This is a genomic window from Janthinobacterium sp. SUN073 (assembly GCF_030397665.1).
Taxonomy (GTDB): Bacteria; Pseudomonadota; Gammaproteobacteria; order Burkholderiales; family Burkholderiaceae_D; genus Janthinobacterium.
In genome coordinates this window covers 59,416-75,725 of record NZ_JAPUBT010000015.1, presented here as the reverse complement: position 1 = coordinate 75,725, position 16,310 = coordinate 59,416, and the positions used below count along the sequence as shown (strand labels likewise).

At 64.4% G+C, this 16,310-nt stretch carries 13 protein-coding genes; 9 read left to right on the top strand and 4 right to left on the bottom strand.

What is annotated here, in order from left to right:
- Nucleotides 1–117 precede the first annotated feature (117 nt).
- Nucleotides 118–1,317: a multidrug effflux MFS transporter gene (locus O0882_RS27145; protein WP_289953039.1), complete on the top strand. Its 1,200-nt coding sequence runs from the start codon at nt 118–120 to the stop codon at nt 1,315–1,317.
- On the opposite strand, the gene O0882_RS27140 is transcribed toward O0882_RS27145, so the two are convergent.
- The 3 genes from O0882_RS27140 to O0882_RS27130 all read right to left on the bottom strand — a co-directional run bounded on the left by O0882_RS27140 (nt 1,310) and on the right by O0882_RS27130 (nt 4,315).
- On the bottom strand, nt 1,310–1,606 hold the full coding sequence (locus tag O0882_RS27140) for a DUF493 family protein (protein ID WP_096232782.1): 297 nt from the start codon (nt 1,604–1,606) through the stop codon (nt 1,310–1,312). The two genes, O0882_RS27145 and O0882_RS27140, sit on opposite strands and share 8 nt — an antisense overlap.
- Before the next feature lie 320 nt (nt 1,607–1,926).
- Nucleotides 1,927–3,558 carry a DUF6600 domain-containing protein gene (locus O0882_RS27135; RefSeq protein ID WP_289953038.1) on the bottom strand — a complete coding sequence of 544 codons (1,632 nt, stop codon included), beginning with the start codon at nt 3,556–3,558 and terminating at the stop codon, nt 1,927–1,929.
- Nucleotides 3,559–3,661: 103 nt separating this feature from the next.
- Nucleotides 3,662–4,315, bottom strand: a complete 654-nt coding sequence (locus tag O0882_RS27130; RefSeq protein WP_289953035.1) for a LysE family transporter — start codon at nt 4,313–4,315, stop codon at nt 3,662–3,664.
- A gap of 191 nt (nt 4,316–4,506) precedes the next feature.
- Here O0882_RS27130 and O0882_RS27125 point away from each other — a divergent pair, with 191 nt between their 5' ends.
- The 8 genes from O0882_RS27125 to ccoS all read left to right on the top strand — a co-directional run bounded on the left by O0882_RS27125 (nt 4,507) and on the right by ccoS (nt 14,870).
- Nucleotides 4,507–5,454, top strand: coding sequence for a DUF808 domain-containing protein (locus tag O0882_RS27125; protein WP_289953033.1), 948 nt, complete (start codon nt 4,507–4,509; stop codon nt 5,452–5,454).
- Between the two features lie 84 nt (nt 5,455–5,538).
- The gene (gene yiaA / locus O0882_RS27120; RefSeq protein ID WP_289953032.1) at nt 5,539–5,970 is read left to right on the top strand and encodes an inner membrane protein YiaA; all 432 of its coding nucleotides are present in this window, start codon (nt 5,539–5,541) and stop codon (nt 5,968–5,970) included.
- 44 nt (nt 5,971–6,014) lie between these two features.
- The gene (locus tag O0882_RS27115; protein ID WP_289953030.1) at nt 6,015–8,123 is read left to right on the top strand and encodes an EAL domain-containing protein; all 2,109 of its coding nucleotides are present in this window, start codon (nt 6,015–6,017) and stop codon (nt 8,121–8,123) included.
- 195 nt (nt 8,124–8,318) lie between these two features.
- The gene (locus O0882_RS27110) at nt 8,319–9,980 is read left to right on the top strand and encodes a PAS domain-containing methyl-accepting chemotaxis protein (RefSeq protein WP_289953028.1); all 1,662 of its coding nucleotides are present in this window, start codon (nt 8,319–8,321) and stop codon (nt 9,978–9,980) included.
- 24 nt (nt 9,981–10,004) lie between these two features.
- Nucleotides 10,005–11,453 (top strand): oxygen-independent coproporphyrinogen III oxidase, encoded by a 1,449-nt coding sequence (gene hemN, locus O0882_RS27105; protein ID WP_289953027.1) that lies wholly within the window; start codon nt 10,005–10,007, stop codon nt 11,451–11,453.
- 9 nt (nt 11,454–11,462) lie between these two features.
- On the top strand, nt 11,463–12,233 hold the full coding sequence (locus tag O0882_RS27100) for a sulfite exporter TauE/SafE family protein (protein ID WP_289953026.1): 771 nt from the start codon (nt 11,463–11,465) through the stop codon (nt 12,231–12,233).
- A gap of 10 nt (nt 12,234–12,243) precedes the next feature.
- Nucleotides 12,244–14,685: a heavy metal translocating P-type ATPase gene (locus O0882_RS27095; protein ID WP_289953025.1), complete on the top strand. Its 2,442-nt coding sequence runs from the start codon at nt 12,244–12,246 to the stop codon at nt 14,683–14,685.
- Nucleotides 14,686–14,687: 2 nt separating this feature from the next.
- Nucleotides 14,688–14,870 carry a cbb3-type cytochrome oxidase assembly protein CcoS gene (ccoS, locus tag O0882_RS27090; RefSeq protein WP_219134171.1) on the top strand — a complete coding sequence of 61 codons (183 nt, stop codon included), beginning with the start codon at nt 14,688–14,690 and terminating at the stop codon, nt 14,868–14,870.
- On the opposite strand, the gene O0882_RS27085 is transcribed toward ccoS, so the two are convergent.
- On the bottom strand, nt 14,858–16,195 hold the full coding sequence (locus tag O0882_RS27085) for a hypothetical protein (protein WP_354670295.1): 1,338 nt from the start codon (nt 16,193–16,195) through the stop codon (nt 14,858–14,860). The two genes, ccoS and O0882_RS27085, sit on opposite strands and share 13 nt — an antisense overlap.
- Between the last annotated feature and the right edge of the window lie 115 nt (nt 16,196–16,310).

The window sequence follows — 16,310 nt, the reverse complement described above, 5'->3', positions numbered from 1 at the left end:
TCCAAGTGGTCCAATGAATTTTCTGATGACTGGCACTTCGCATTACACCACAACCATCCTACTCTCACCGTTCCGGTGCGCCAACGGGGCGCACGTTTGCAAGGATCGTGTAAAACAATGCAGAAACAACTCGCTGTATGGGCCTGGGGCAGCATCGTGCTGTTGCTGGTCTGCCTGTCGCGCATCAGCATCGACATCTATTTACCTTCGCTGCCAGCCATGGCCGATGCCCTGCATGCCAGCGATGCCCAGTTACAACTGACCCTGAGCCTGTTCATGGCCGGCTCGGCCGCCTCGATGCTCGCTTGCGGGCCGCTGGCCGACCGGTACGGACGCCGTCCCGTGCTGCTGGCCGGCACGGGCATCTATGTGCTCGCCAGCATCGTCTGCAGCCTGACCTCCGATGTGCACGTGCTGATCGCCGCGCGCGTGCTGCAGGCCTTCGGCGGCTGCAGCGGCACCATCATCGGCAGGGTCATGGTGCGCGACCGGTTTGACGCCGCCACGCAGGCGCGCATGCTGGGGAGAATCTCGATGGTGATGGGCTTGTCGCCGATCCTGGCGCCGCTGGCCGGCAGCGTGCTCGACGCGGCCTTCGGCTGGCGTGCCGTGTTTGGCGTGCTGTGCCTGCTGGGCGCGCTGTCGCTGGGCCTGATCGCCGCCTGGGTGCCGGAAACCAGGCCGGCCAGCGTCGTACCACAGGAAAATACCCTGGCCCTGTACCGCCGCCTGCTGCGCGACGCGTATTTCCTGCGCTATGCGCTGGCCATCGGCTGTGTGTATTGCACGTATTTCCCGTTCATCGCGGAATCGTCCGTGTTGTTGCAAAGGGGCATGCATCTGTCGCCGCACGCGTATGCGCTGGTGTTCGCGCTGACGGTGAGCGGCTATATCGCGGGGTCGAGCCTGTTTCGCGCGCTGGGACCGCGCCTCGGCGCCGACCACATGCTGGGCGTGGCGGTGCTGATCAATGTGGCGGGTGCGGCCAGTTTATTGCTGGCGGGTACCTTGGCGCCGCGGCACGTGGCGTCGCTGGTGGCGCCCATGCTGCTGGTGATGCTGTCGGTGGGCATGGCGATTCCCGCCTGCCAGCTGGCCGTGCTGCAGCCGTATGGCGCCCAGGCGGGCAGCGCCTCGGGCCTGTTCTTCTTCGTGCAGATGGCCATCACGGCCGCCTGCGGCGCCGTCATCGCCGCCATCACGGATGGCAGCGAAAAGCCACTGCTGTGGGTGACGGCAGGGGCCAGTGGCGCCTTTGCCGCCGTCTGGCTGCTCACGAAGAGCCGCGCCAGCGTGGCGGCAGCCAGCCTTACATGACGATCTTGACCATCGGGTGACCTGACAGCGCCATGTACAGGGCATCGAGCTGCTCGCGGCTGATGGCGCGCACAGTCACGGTCAGGCCCGTGTAATTGCCCTTGGGCGATGGACGCTCTTCCATGCGGCCCTCGTGGAAGGTCGGATCATGGCTGATGACCAGTTCCAGCATGGTGGGCGCGAAATCGACGTGCGTCGGACCCATGATCTTGATGGGAAAGTCGCTCGGGTATTCGATCAGCGATTCGCTGGGAGGAATGATGTGTTCGGTGGGAGGGGTCGTTTGCATGGGAAATCCAATCAGTGCCGGTCAGGACAGGCGGCGCAGCATACATCGCGCGACGGCTGCATAAAAGCGTATTGTAGCCAACTTTGGGGGCGCATGCGCCCGCCGCCATGGCGCATACGGCAAGGCAAAAAAAAGCCAGCTGGGTAAGCTGGCGGAAAACTATTTCGTTTAGACAAAATAGCCGGAAAAGTCGTGCTGTCACTTGGAGGATAAGCAGTGGTCGTACTGTAAGCAAAATACGCCTGCTTTACCTCCGGCATGTGACGAACTGCGCATTTCGCGGCCTGAACGTCGATACGGCGCGACAGACGACACGGCCGTCAACGCTCCACTTCCTGCATCCGGACATTGCGGCCGGGACCGCCGCGCTCATTGCCTCTGTCATTACTGCGTTCACGTGGCGTCCCGCTGCGTTCGCTGACGGGACGCGGCTGCGGCCGCTCGGCGCGCGGCCGTTCTTCGCCACGCCACCCGGGGCGACCCACCTGGTCTTGCACGGGCGGCAAGGTCGGCATCGCCGGCATCAGGGGTTGGGCCGGTATCGGCGGTATTAGCGGCTGCTGCGGCTGGGCCGGCACGGGCGGCCGGTTCGGCGGCATGGGGCGCGGCGCCAGGTGCGTCTGGCCATCGTCCGTCTGCAAGCGGCCGGGACGGTTGACCCAGTCGCGGCGGAAACCGTCTTCCTGGCGCGGCATCCCGGCGGCGGGACGCTGCCAGTTGCCCGCCGGCGCAGGCGCTGTGCTCAAGGGCATACTTTGCATGACGGGCGGTGGCATGCTGGTGCGGTTGCGGCGCGGCACGTCGACCGTGCGCGATCCGCCAAAACGCTCGCCCGGCAACATCGTCATGCCCTCACGGCGTTCGCGTTCGCCCGCCACGGATCGGCGTCCTTCTGCCACGCGGTTGATACGGCGTTCATACTCGGCGCTGACGCGGTAGCCGGGCACATAGCGCTCATGCGGCGACAGGGGAAACCAGCCGACGCCGGGGCGCTGCTCATGGTTGGTCCCGGGATGGCCGCCGACCCAGCCCACCAGGGCCGGCGCCCAGGGTACGCGGCCGCGCTCGCGCCCCGGCGCCCAGCCCCAGCGCTGGCCCAGCAGCACCCAGCGGCCATAGTGCGAGGGCGCGTAGCCCCACGGTGCATTGTCGACCCAGGTCCAGCCCCATGGCGCGATCCACGTCCAGCGCCCGTCGCTGTACGGCGCCCAGCCGGCCGGCACCACGCTGGGCAGCCACAGGGGACCGTATTGAGCATCGTCCTGCCAGGCGCCGTAGCGGTCCAGCTCTTCATAGCCGGTGGTATCGTCCGTGACATAGCGCAAGGCCGGCGCGGCGGCGGGCAAGGCTTCTGGCCAGTTGTCGAAAGCCACTCTCTGCACGGCGCCCGTGCGCAATTCCTCGTCCGTCAGCTCGGCGCGCTTGCCGGCACGCAAGGTCACGCTGCCCGTCGCGCCGTCCACATCAGCCGCCCCTTCGAGCACACTGACGACGCTGGTGCCGGGCTGGCGCCCCGCCTCGATGCGCACCCAGCCCGGCTGGGTCAGGATCACGCGGGCCTGGGCGGTGGTCAGTTCGAAGCCGCGCAGCGCATCGGGATTGCGCACGCGCACGCTGACCGTGCCATAGCCGAGGTGCAATTTGAAACTGTCGTCATCGAGCTCGCTCACTTCCAGCTCGGAATCGCCATCGAGGCGCACAGCGGCCGCGCCCACGCGCAATTCCGCCAGCGCGCCGCGCATGGTGCTCAGGCGGTTATCCGTCGTGACGGGCCAGTTCAGCAGGGCGTTTTGCGCCTCGCCATCGCCGGCGCGCACCAGCACTTGCCCTTCGACGGTGGAAATGCGCCCCACGCGGGCAGGCGGGTCCTGCGCCAGGGCGAAGGTGCATGCCGACGACAGCAGCACGGCGCACACGGTGTTCAAGAGGGGAAGAGACAGGATAGGACGCATGGCAGCGCTCCAGGCAAGGCGTACAAGGATGATTGCTATCGATTACATCCGCATCGTGCGGGCATCGCAAGCGGGCTTACAAATGTTTGCATGTTGACCTGGCTCAGGATGCCGCCTGGCTGCCCCGCTTGACGAAGAACAATGCCGTGCCGACGGCCATCAGCAAGCCACCAAAGAAGCGGTTCTGCTTCTTCACGGCCTTGGCATCGCGGAAAAAGCGCTGCATCGACGATGCCAGGAAAGCGTAGCCGTGCATGACGATCTGATCGATCGTGCACATGGTGACGGCCAGGATCAGCAATTGCGGCAGCAGCGGCGCCGTGGGGCTGATGAATTGCGGCAACACCGCCACCATGAAGATGATGCCTTTCGGATTCGTCACGTTGGTCAGAAAACCCGTCAGCACGCGCCGGCCCATGGACGGCACCACCGCGTCGGCATGCAGGTCGCCCGTGAGGTTGCCCGTGACGGCCACCCTGGCGCGCCATTGCGACAGGCCCAGATAGATCAGATACAAGGCGCCCACCGTCTTGACGATATTGAACGCCACTTCGGAGGCCAGCAGCAAAGAGCCCACGCCGGCACCGGCGATGCCCAGCACCACCAGCAGCCCCAGCTGCAGGCCGAGGATGGTGGCGCTGGCCTTTCTGACCCCGTAGGACAGGCCGTGCGACATCGACAGCACGGCGCCCGAGCCGGGCGAGACGGCGATGATGGAAGCGGCGATGACAAAGGTGATCCAGGTGGCGAAATGCATGCGGTTTCCAAAAATGGTGACAAGAGGCAATTTTAACCCGCTCAGTGCGGCCCTGCCGGCCCGCCCTGGGGTAAGATCGCATGCACGCGCTAGCTGCGCTTTTCCTTGCACGACAACCAAGAATAACATCATGAAAAACAACACTTTCCTCGCTCCACGACTCCCTGCCACCACTGCGGGAGCGTGCTGAGATGGCCGGCTCCAGCCTGCTGGCCCTGCTCGACGACATCGCCAGCATCCTCGATGACGTCTCCCTGATGACCAAGGTGGCCGCCAAGAAGACGGCCGGCGTGCTCGGTGACGACCTGGCCCTGAACGCGCAGCAAGTGGCCGGCGTGCGCGCCGAACGCGAATTGCCCGTCGTCTGGGCCGTCGCCGTCGGTTCGCTGAAGAACAAGGCCATCCTCGTGCCCGCCGCGCTGGCCATCAGCGCGTTTGCGCCGTGGGCCATTACGCCACTGCTGATGGTGGGCGGCGCCTACCTGTGCTTCGAGGGTTTCGAAAAGATTGCCCACAAGTATCTGCATCCGGATGACAGCCACAAGGCCGAGCTGGCACAGGCGCTGCGCGACCCGCAGGTCGACCTGGTGGCGCTGGAAAAGGACAAGATCAAGGGCGCCATCCGCACCGATTTCATCCTGTCGGCGGAAATCATTGTCATCGCGCTGGGCACGGTGGCTGCCGCCACCTTCGCCGAGCAGGTAGCCGTCGTCGTCGGCATCGCCCTCATCATGACGGTGGGCGTGTATGGCCTGGTGGCCGGCATCGTCAAGCTCGATGACGCGGGCTTTTATCTGGCCGCGCGCAAGGGTGCGGGCGCGCTGATGGACGGCGTGCGCGCATTTGGCCGCATGCTGGTGTCGGCGGCGCCGAAACTGATGAAATTCCTCTCGGTAGTGGGCACGCTGGCGATGTTCATGGTCGGCGGCGGCATTTTGACGCATGGCTGGCCCTGGGCCAGCGCCATGCTGCACCACGTCGAGGAAGCGGTCGGCGGCGTGGCCGCCATCGGCCCCGTACTGGCGGCCGTCACGCCCAGCCTGATCAACGCGGTGGCCGGCCTCATCGCCGGCGGCCTGGTGCTGGCCGGCGTCACGGCCGTGTCGGCTTTATTGCGCATGGTCAAATCACGCAAATAAGCTTTCTGGTCTGATGGGGCGGCAGGCGCATCCGTGCCTGCCGCCCCGGCCATGCCGGCGGCGCCCGCTGCCCATGGAGACCTTATGCAGACTTCCCACGCCCCACGCCCCAGCAGCGCCTTCATCGGCGCCTCCTGGGCGGCATTGCTGATCGGCATCCTTACCTACCTGTCCGGCCTGTGGAACGCCACCATGGCGCTCAACGAAAAGGGCTATTATTTTACGATCCTGATGTATGGCCTGTTCGCCGCCATCTCGCTGCAAAAGTCCGTGCGCGACCGCGCCGAGGGCATCGCCGTGACGGGGATTTACTTTGGCCTGTGCTGGATTTCCGTGCTGCTGGCCTTGCTGTTATTGACTGTGGGCCTGTGGAACGCCACCCTGCAGAATAGCGAGAAGGGTTTCTATGCCATGGCATTCCTGCTGAGCCTGTTTTCCGCCGTGGCCGTGCAAAAGAATGTGCGTGACGTGGCACGCGCAACGCCGGCCACCTCCGCCGACGCGCCGGGAACTTAAACAGCAGCGGCGCATCTATTCTGTATCCATGTCGGGAGAGGATGATGGGCGACCAGCAGAAACGTTTACAGATGGCGCTGGAAGCGGCGCACATGGCCATCTGGGATTCGCGCATCGTCGATGGCCAGGTCATCGACGGCACGGTCAGCTGGTCGGCCAAGGGTGCCGCCTTGCTGGGCCTGGAAGAACATGCGCTGACGCAGCCGTTCCGCAGCTTTCTCGACTGCGTGCATGCCGGCGACCGCGACAGTGTGCTCACAGTGCTGCAAGACGGCGTGCGCCGGCGCGGCGGCTACGCCCTGCAATACAGGGTCATCTGGCCCGACGGCAGCGAACACTGGCTGGCGGCCAAGGCGCAGGTCTTCATGGATGGCGCCGGGCATCCCGAACGCACGCTGGGCATCATCTGGGATATCACCGAGCACATGGCGCGCGAGCTGATGATCGCCGAACGCAAGGAGCTGGCCGAAGTGACGCTCAGCTCCATCGGCGACGGCGTCATCACCACCGATCCACAAGGCAAGACGCGCTACCTGAACCGCGTGGCGGAACAATTAACGGGCTGGAGCAGCCAACTGGCCGAAGGCCTCGATATCCGGCAAACGCTGCAGCTGATCGATGAAAACACGGGCGTAGCGCTCGAGCACGTGGCCCTGAAATGCCTGCTGCAGCGCCAGGCCATCGGCGTATCCACGCACACGCAACTGATCACGCGCAAAGGACGGCGTATTTCGATCGAGGACTCCGCCGCCCCCATCTGGTCGCGCGACGGCGCTATCCTTGGCGCAGTCGTCGTGTTCCGCGACGTCAGCCACGAACGAAAATTAAGCCGGCAACTGTCGTGGCAAGCCACGCACGACACCCTGACAGGCCTGATCAACCGGCGCGAATTCGAACACCTGGTGGCGGGCGCCCTGCACACGGCCAAGCAGGAAGGCCACGCGCATGCGCTGCTGTACCTCGACCTGGACCAGTTCAAGATCATCAACGACACCTGCGGCCATGGCGCCGGCGACGTGCTGCTGCAGCTGCTGGCCAAGATGCTGCAGGGACAGATGCGCGACAGCGACATCCTGGCGCGCCTCGGTGGCGACGAACTGGGCGTGCTGCTGCCCCACTGTCCGCTCGAGCATGCGCGCCTGATCGGCGAACAGCTGCGTCAGTCCGTGCGCGAATTCCGCTTCGCCTGGGACGAACACAGCTTCGAACTGGGCGTGAGCATCGGCATCGCGGAAATCAACCAGGACAGCAAGTCCATGAGCGAACTGCTGAGCGCCGCCGACCAGGCGTGCTACCTGGCCAAGGAGCAGGGCCGCAACCGCATTCATATCTATCAGGAGTCGGACGTCATGCTGGCGCAGCGGCATGGCGAAATGCTGTGGATTTCACGCCTGAACGAAGCGTTCACGCACGACTACTTCCGCCTGTACGCCATGCCCATCGTGCACTTGCACGACAGCCCGGAACACCACGACGAAGTGCTGATCCGCATCCGCAACGGCAAGGGCGACCTGATCTTGCCCGGTGCCTTCATCCCGGCCGCCGAACGCTACGACATGATGCTGTCCATCGACCGCTGGGTCATCCGCGCCGTCTGCCAGCATATCCAGAGCGTGCGCGACAGCCTGCCGCCTTTGGCCGCGCTGGCGGAAAGCCGGCGCCGGGCACCGGCCCTGTATTCCGTCAACCTGTCGGGCATGTCGCTGGCCGACCCCGGCCTGCAAGACTACATCACGGCGCAGTTCGTACAGTACGCGATTGCGCCCGAACAAATCTGCTTTGAAATCACGGAAACGGCCGTCATCGCCAACCTGCCCAAGGCGCAAGTATTCATGCGCCAGCTCAAGGCCATGGGTTGCCGCTTCTCGCTCGACGACTTCGGCAGCGGCTTTTCCTCGTTCGGCTACCTGCGGGCCCTGCCCGTCGACTACCTGAAAATCGACGGCATCTTCGTGCGCGGCATCGCCACCAATGCCATCAACCGCGCCATGGTCAGGGCCATCAATGAAGTAGGCCATGTGATGGGCTTGAAAACGGTGGCCGAATACGTGGAAAACGCGGAAACCCTGGCCATCATCCGCGAACTGGGCATCGACTACGCGCAAGGCTACGCCGTGGGCGGCTTGCGGCCCCTGACGGCAGGCGTGGATTAGCCACCGCCGACAACCAGTGGCTTTAAAACAATGCCGCATTGCTATCGCTAAATGCGAGCAAGCACGACCAATCTGGAGGATTTTGATCTACATCAATAAATTTGCGCAGGCGACTCCTTACACTGATCTCCATTCTTGCAATCGTGCAAGTCTTACTCACCAATTGCCTATTTAACTGATCAGGAAGCCGCGACCATGCGACAAAATTTGCCAGTGACTAACCGTGAAGTCCTCGTCTTGGACGATCAGGCCATCGTGTCGAAAACGGATATGAACGGCAATATCGTATATGTGAACCCCTACTTCAGTCAGGTCAGCGGCTTCAGCGAGGCCGAGCTGATCGGTTCGCCCCAGAACATCGTGCGCCACCCGGACATGCCGGCCGAAGCGTTTGCCGACCTGTGGACCTCGATCCAGGCCGGCACGCCGTGGACGGGCCTGGTCAAGAACCGCTGCAAGAACGGCGATTTCTACTGGGTGCGCGCCAACGTCACGCCCATCCGCGAAGCAGGCAAGACCATCGGCTACATGTCGGTGCGCGTGAAGGCCGACAAGGATCAGGTCAAAGCGACCGAGGAAGCCTACGCGGCCATCCGCAACAAGGAAGGCGGCAACATCGTCATCAAGAACGGGCAAATCGTGCGCCCGGGCCTGGCGCACCTGCTGCACAACCTGACGCACATGTCGCTCAACCTGCGCATCTGGGCCGCCACCTCCATCGTCAACTGTCTGCAACTGCTGGTATGCGTCATCAGCCTGTTCGCCAGCGGCGGCCAGATCACCAATTACGCCATCTTCGGCGCCACCCTGTTCGGCTTCCTGATCAACGTTTTCCTCTGGTACACCTTGCGCATGTCCGTGCTCAAGCCGCTGGGCAAGGCCCTGAACGGCGCGCGGGCGATTGCCGCCGGCGACCTGTCGGGCAGTTTCGAAACGGACAGCACGGATGAAGTGGGGCAATTGCTGCGCGCGCTGCAACAGATGAACAGCAACCTGATCGCCACCATCCGCGACGTGCGCATCAATGTGGAAACCATGGCCGTGGCCACCAAGCAAATCGCCGCCGGCAATATGGACCTCTCGGGCCGCACGGAATCGCAGGCAGCCAGCCTGGAAGAGACGGCCTCGAGCATCGAGGAATTCTCGTCGACGGTGAAACAGAACGCGGACAACTCGGTGCAAGCGAACGAGCTGGCCGTGGCCGCCTCGAAAGTAGCGGTGCAGGGTGGCGAGATCGTTTCCGAAGTCATCACCACCATGGACGAAATCAACACCTCGTCGAAGAAAATCGTCGACATCATCGCCCTGATCGAAGGCATCGCCTTCCAGACCAATATCCTGGCCCTGAACGCGGCCGTGGAAGCGGCCCGCGCTGGCGAGCAGGGCCGGGGCTTCGCCGTGGTGGCGGGCGAAGTGCGCAACCTGGCGCAGCGCTCGTCCGTGGCAGCCAAGGACATCAAGCAACTGATTGAGATTTCCGTCGGCAAGGTGGGCGCCGGCATGCTGCAGGTGAACCGCGCCGGCGCCACCATGGAACAGGTAGTCAGTTCCGTCAAGCAAGTCACGGCCATCATGCAGGAAATTTCCATCGCTTCGCGCGAACAGAGCATCGGTGTCGACCAGGTCAACCAGGCCATCGCCCACATGGACCAGGTGACGCAGCAAAACGCGGCCCTGGTGGAAGAAGCCGCCGCCGCCGCCACGCGCCTGGCGGAAGAAGCGGCCAGCCTGTCGCAAGCCGTGAGCCTGTTCAATTTCGGCAAGATGCCGCCACCGCGCCGCGTCGCCATGCCTGGCGGCAAGGGAGGCGCCGCCAACACGGGCAAACCCGCCGCTCTGAAACGCCTGGCCGCCTAAACCTTTCAAGACCTTACACACACCATGCCTACACTACTCAGCAGTGCTTCCGCCGACCTGGACGCCGTCGTCGAATTCGACCCGGTCATCATCGGCAAGATGAGCCAGTCCGGCCCCCGCTACACATCGTACCCGACCGCCGACCGTTTCAATGCCGACTTCGGCTACGGCAATTTCCTCGAAGCGCTGGCCGCGTTGCGCATGCGCGGCGGCCGCCGTCCGCTGTCGCTGTACGTGCACGTGCCGTTCTGCGACACCCTGTGCTACTACTGCGCCTGCAACAAGATCATCACGAAAGACCGCAGCAAGGCCGCCACCTATCTCAGCTATCTGAAACAGGAAATCGCCATGCAGGGCAAGCTGTTTGCCGGCATGAACCAGATCGAACAGCTGCATTTCGGCGGCGGCACGCCCACCTACCTGAGCGAAAAACAGATGGAGGAGCTGATGCTGCATTTGCGCCAGCATTTCGAGTTCGCTTCCGACGAAGACGGCGAGTATTCGATCGAAATCGACCCGCGCACCGTATCGCGCGAACGCGTGTTTTCGCTGCGTGCGCAAGGCTTTAATCGCATCAGCCTGGGCGTGCAGGATTTCGACGCCGATGTGCAAAAAGCCGTCAACCGCATCCAGCCGGAAGCGGAAACGGTGGCCATCATGCAGGCCGCACGCGACGCCGGTTTCCGCTCGATCAGCATCGACCTGATCTACGGTTTGCCCAAGCAAAACCTGGAGACGATGACGGAAACCCTGCGCAAGGTGATCAACGCCAGCCCCGACCGCATCGCCCTGTACCACTACGCGCACATGCCGCACCTGTTCAAGCCGCAGCGCCGCATCCTCGACGCCGACATGCCCGACAGCGCCACCAAGCTGGCCATGCTGGGCCTGTGCATCGCGCGCCTGACGGCCGCCGGCTATGTGTACATCGGCATGGACCATTTCGCCAAGCCGACGGACGATCTGGCCGTGGCGCAGCGGCAAGGCCGCTTGCACCGCAATTTCCAGGGTTATTCGACGCGTGCGGAAGCCGATTTGATCGCCTGCGGCGTGTCGGCCATCAGTTCCGTCGGCGCCGTCTACAGCCAGAATGAAAAGACGCTGGACGCCTACTACGAAAAACTCGACGAAGGCGTGCTGCCGATCGCGCGCGGCATCAAGCTCGATACGGATGATTTATTGCGCCGTATCATCATCCAGATGCTGATGTGCAATTTCGAATTGTCGATCGCCACCATCGAGCAAGCCCACCCCGTCAAGTTCCGCAGCTATTTCGCCGCCGAGCTGGAAAAGCTGCGCGAACTGGCCCGTGACGGCTTGCTCGTCATCGAGGAAGACTGGCTGACGGTGACGCCGAAAGGGCGCTTGCTGATCCGCAATATCTGCATGGTCTTCGACCGCTACCTGACGCAAGCCCGCGCCAACGCGGCGCCGGACGCGGTGCAGCCGCTGCGCTACTCGAAAACGGTGTAACGCCGCCCGATGAACGCCCTCAGCCTCGTGCCCATGTTCATGGTCGGCCTGGCCGGCAGCGTGCACTGCATCGGCATGTGCGGCGGCATCGTGGGCGCCCTGTCGATCAGCGGCGGTGCACCGGCGGCGCCTGCCCGCCCGGTCATCGCCATCGCCGTGGCGCGCCCCGCATTGCAGACAACCTTGCAATCGAACGTGCTGCGCGTGCTGGCCTACAACGGCGGGCGCATCGGCAGCTACATGCTGGCTGGCGCCCTGGCCGGCAGCCTGGCGGGCGCGGGCATGCTGCACATGGCGTCACTGCAGGTGGCCGGCTACTGGCTGGCCAACCTGATGCTCGTCGCCCTGGGCCTGTACCTGATGGATGCCTGGCGCGGCCTGGCGCATCTGGAAGCGGCCGGCAACGTCGTCTGGCGCCGCGTGCGCCCTTTGTTGAAACCGTTGATGCCGATGGATACGCCATTCAAAGCGCTGGCCGTGGGCGGCCTGTGGGGCTGGGTGCCATGCGGCATGGTCTACAGCGCCCTGCTGACGGCCATGCTGCAAGGTTCGGCCCTCGACGGCGCGGCTGCCATGGCCGCCTTCGGCATGGGCACCCTGCCCATGCTGCTGGGCATGGGTTTACTGGGCACGCGCCTGCGCGCGCAGATGCAGCGCCGTCCCGTGCGCATCGCCAGCGGCTTGCTGGTGCTGGGCTTTGGCTTGCTGGGCCTGCTGCGCGCCGCGAATGGCGTGTCGCTGGGCTGGCTCGACGCCCTGTGCGTCACTGGCCATCCATGAAAAGAATCGTATGAATGCTGTATTAAAACCGTCCGCCTGCTTCCATTGCGGCTTGCCCGTGCCAAGTGGCTCGAACTGGAACGTCACCATCGACGAGCTGCCGCGCGCCATGTGCTGCCCCGGCTGCGAAGCGGTGGCGCAAACCATCGTCGACATCGGCCAGAGCGCGTATTACCGCGACCGCGACGAATATGCCGTCAACGCGTTTGATGCCACCCTGATGCCGCCCGAGCTGCGTTTGTACAGCAATGACGACGCGCAATTCGCGCGCGACGCCAGCAGCTGCGAAGCGACCCTGTCCGTCGAAGGCATCCGCTGCGCCGCCTGCGTCTGGCTGATCGAACGCCAGTTGACGCGCCTGCCCGGCGTGCAGGCGGCCAGCCTGAACGTCGCCACGGAGCGCCTGTACGTGCGCTGGAGCCGCGCCGAATGTGAGCCGGGCGACATCCTGCAAGCCGTGCGGCAAGTCGGCTACACGGCTTATCCGTATGACGCCGTGCGCCACGGCGAACGCCTGCAAAAGGCCAGCAAGACCCTGGGCCGCCAGCTGTTCGTGGCAGGCCTGTCGATGATGCAGGTGATGATGTACGTGGCGCCCGCCTACCTGGCCGCCGAGGATGGCACCCTGGACGACAGTATGGCCAGCCTGATGCGCTGGGCCAGCCTGCTGCTCACCTTACCGGCCATCTGCTATTCGGCCATGCCGTTTTTCCATGGCGCCTGGGCCAGCCTGCGCGCACGCACACTGGGCATGGACGTGCCCGTGGCGCTGGGCATCCTGGCGGCCTTCTTCGGCAGCGTGGTGGCGACCTTTACGGGGCGCGGCGAGGTGTATTACGACTCGGCCACGATGTTCATCTTCCTGCTGCTGTGCAGCCGCTATTACGAGCTGCAGGCGCGCCGCAAGGCGGCTTCGGCACTGGAGCGCTTGCAGCACGCCTTGCCCGCCTCGGCATCGCTGATGGCGGGCTTTCCCGACAACCGCGCCACCACCCTGGTGCCGGCCGGCACGCTGGACGTGGGCGACATCATCCTCGTGAAACCGGGCGAGGCGATCGCCGCCGACAGCGTCATCATCGAAGGCACGAGCGCGCTCGATTTATCGCTGCTGACGGGCGAGAGCGCGGCGCAGCGGCGCAAGACGGGGGAACAGGTGCCGGGCGGGGCCATCAACGCCAGCGCGGCATTGATCCTGCGCGTCTTGAAACCGGCGCGCGAAAGCACCTTGTCCGATTTATTGAAACTGATCGAGCGGGCCGGCAGCGGCAAGCCGCAGATCGCGCAATGGGCCGACAAGGTCGCCGCCTGGTTCGTGCTGGGCCTGCTGCTGTTTGCCGTCGCCGTGTTCGCTTTCTGGAGCTGGCACGATGCATCGCGGGCCTGGCCCGTGGCCATCGCCGTGCTGGTCGTGTCGTGCCCGTGTGCGCTGTCTCTCGCCACGCCGACGGCGCTGGCGGCCGCCACCGACAGCCTGCTGCGGCGCGGCGTGCTGATCGTCCAGCCGCATGTGCTGGAAACCCTGCACCGCGCCACCCACATCGTCTTCGACAAGACGGGCACCCTGACCCTGGGCCGGCCCGTGCTGCAACAGATCGAGGGACTCGGCAACATGACGGAGGACGCCTGCCTGCAAGTGGCCGCCGCGCTGGAAGCGGGCAGCGCCCATCCGCTGGCGCAGGCGATCCTGGCCGCCGCCGAAGGGTTGCCAGGACAGCAGGCGCGCGCGCATGCGGAACAATTGCAGGAAGTGCAGGGCCAGGGACTCGAAGGCGTGATCGACGGCGTGCGCTACCGCCTGGGCAATGCGGCCTTTGTCGCCGCCATCGCCGGGCCGCCGCTGGGCGACACGGCCGTCGGCATGCAGGGCATGACGCCGCTGTACCTGGGCACGCAGGGGCGCTGGCTCACGCGTTTCCTGCTCAGCGATGCGCTGCGCCCGGAAGCGCGCGAAGTGGTCGAGTATTTCCAGCGGCGCGGCAAGCAAGTCGTGCTGCTGAGTGGCGACCAGGAAGCGCTGACGCAAAGCGTGGCGACGGAACTGGGCATCAACACGGCGTGCGGCGAATGCCTGCCCGATGAAAAGCTCGATTTCGTGCAGCAATTGCAGGCGACGGGCGCCGTCGTGGCGATGGTCGGCGACGGCATCAACGATGCCGCCGTGCTGAGCGCGGCCGACGTCTCGTTCGCCATGGGTTCCGGCGCCGCGCTGGCGCAGGCGCATGCGGATACGGTGCTGCTGTCGAGCCAATTGGTTTCCGTGCTCGACACGGCGAAAACGGCGGCGCGCAGCATGCGTATCATCCGCGAAAACCTGGGCTGGGCCACCCTGTACAATCTGACGGCCATCCCGGCCGCCGCGCTGGGCTTTTTAAACCCCTGGCTGTCCGGCGTCGGCATGGCTGCCAGCTCGGCGGTCGTCATCGCCAACGCCCTGCGCCTGCGGAAAGCCTGAACATGGAAGCACTGTACCTCCTCATCCCCTTAAGCGTCGTGGTCGTCTTCATCGCGCTGTGGGTGTATTTCACGGCCTCGGACAGCGGCCAGTTCGACGACCTCGTCGGACCGGGCCTGCGCGTGCTGCAGGACGACGATACGCCGCCGGAAGCGGCCGCCCCTCCGGCCACTCAACGCGAATAGCCTTGCGACCCCGGCCGCGCATCGAAGCGCCGGCCCCACCACGGTAAAAACACGGTATTGCCGCCACGTGCGCGGAACCACGGCTGTTCGTGGTCGACGGGCCGCACCACGGCCGGCGGCGCCACCACCACAGCAGTCAAACTCTCGCTATCGCTGCTGCCCGCCACCAGCACGGGCCAGCCCACGTGGTTGGCATAGCCGATGGCCAGCGCCACGTTGGTCAGCGCCGTGCCGGCGCCCGTCTCGCCCAGCAGCGCCGGCATATTGAACGTCTGCTTGTTGAAATCAAAGTCGGGCAATTGCTGCGTCAGGCTTTGCGCCAGCGGGCCGAGCCGTTCTGACGAGACCGGATAGGTGCTGCCCGCATCGTGGATGACGTAGCCGATGGCGTCGTCGTTCAATTGCGCATTCCGGGCGGCAGCGTCGATGGCAGCGCTCCAGGCCTGCACGGTGCGCGGGGACTGTCCCTTGCCGGCGGTAAAATCGGCGACCTTGCGCGTGGCGGGAAAGCCCAGCCAGGCCAGCGGCGCGCGGTCCGTCTGATAGCCGGGGCCGGCCAGCACCAGCAAGACCATGTTTTCATTGATCTGCTCATCTTTCGGCGGATAGCTGGGCGCATCCCAGTTCATCACCCACACGGTCTTGTCGGGATTGGCCTGCAGGTAAGCCAGCCCCGCCGCCAGGGACGTAAAGCCCGCATTGGCACCGCCCATGGTGACGCGCACGTCGGGCGGCGTGGCCGTGGTCCAGGAATCGGGGAAGGAGGGGTTGCCGATGCTGAAGGCGCGCCTGATTGTATCCTGCACATATTCTCCGGCTTCTATGGGATCGAGACGTCCCGCAGGCAGCGCGTACTCAACGTGGATGCCAGCCAGTTCGCGGCGCGTGGATTTGTCGGTCAGCGAGTGCGCATTGTAAAAATACTCTTTGCTAGAAAAGTAGATATCCCGGAAAAGATAAATCAACTCGGTAATGTATTTGTGATGGTAGCCTTTAAAGGTTTCTGTCCCATCATTACCATAGGCAATCATGCCTATCGATTGCACCTTGCCAAAACGCACGGGGTTCTCTTTCACTTTGCTATCGTCCTTGTTTGGCTTCGCCAGGCCCAGTGTCCACAACAGTTGCCATTCAGTCGGATAGTCGCGCCGCTGTAGGGGATTGAGCCACTGCACGCCCACGACTTGCGCCATGTACGGCTGCTCGGGCGCAGCAGGGATGACGGCGGCAACCGGTGCAGCGACAGGCGTCTTGCTGGCGCAGGCCGACGTTAAAAAAAGCACGGTAAGCGCCAGCAATGCCGGCATCAATAATAGTCGTTTCATCAGCAATCCTTCTTCAAGAGGAACGTCGACTGGCGGGGCCTGCAATACCGACCAAAGTGCAATACCAGACGCAAGACTGAAAACAAAGATGCTCCAGCCCAGCCTGCGCGGAAGA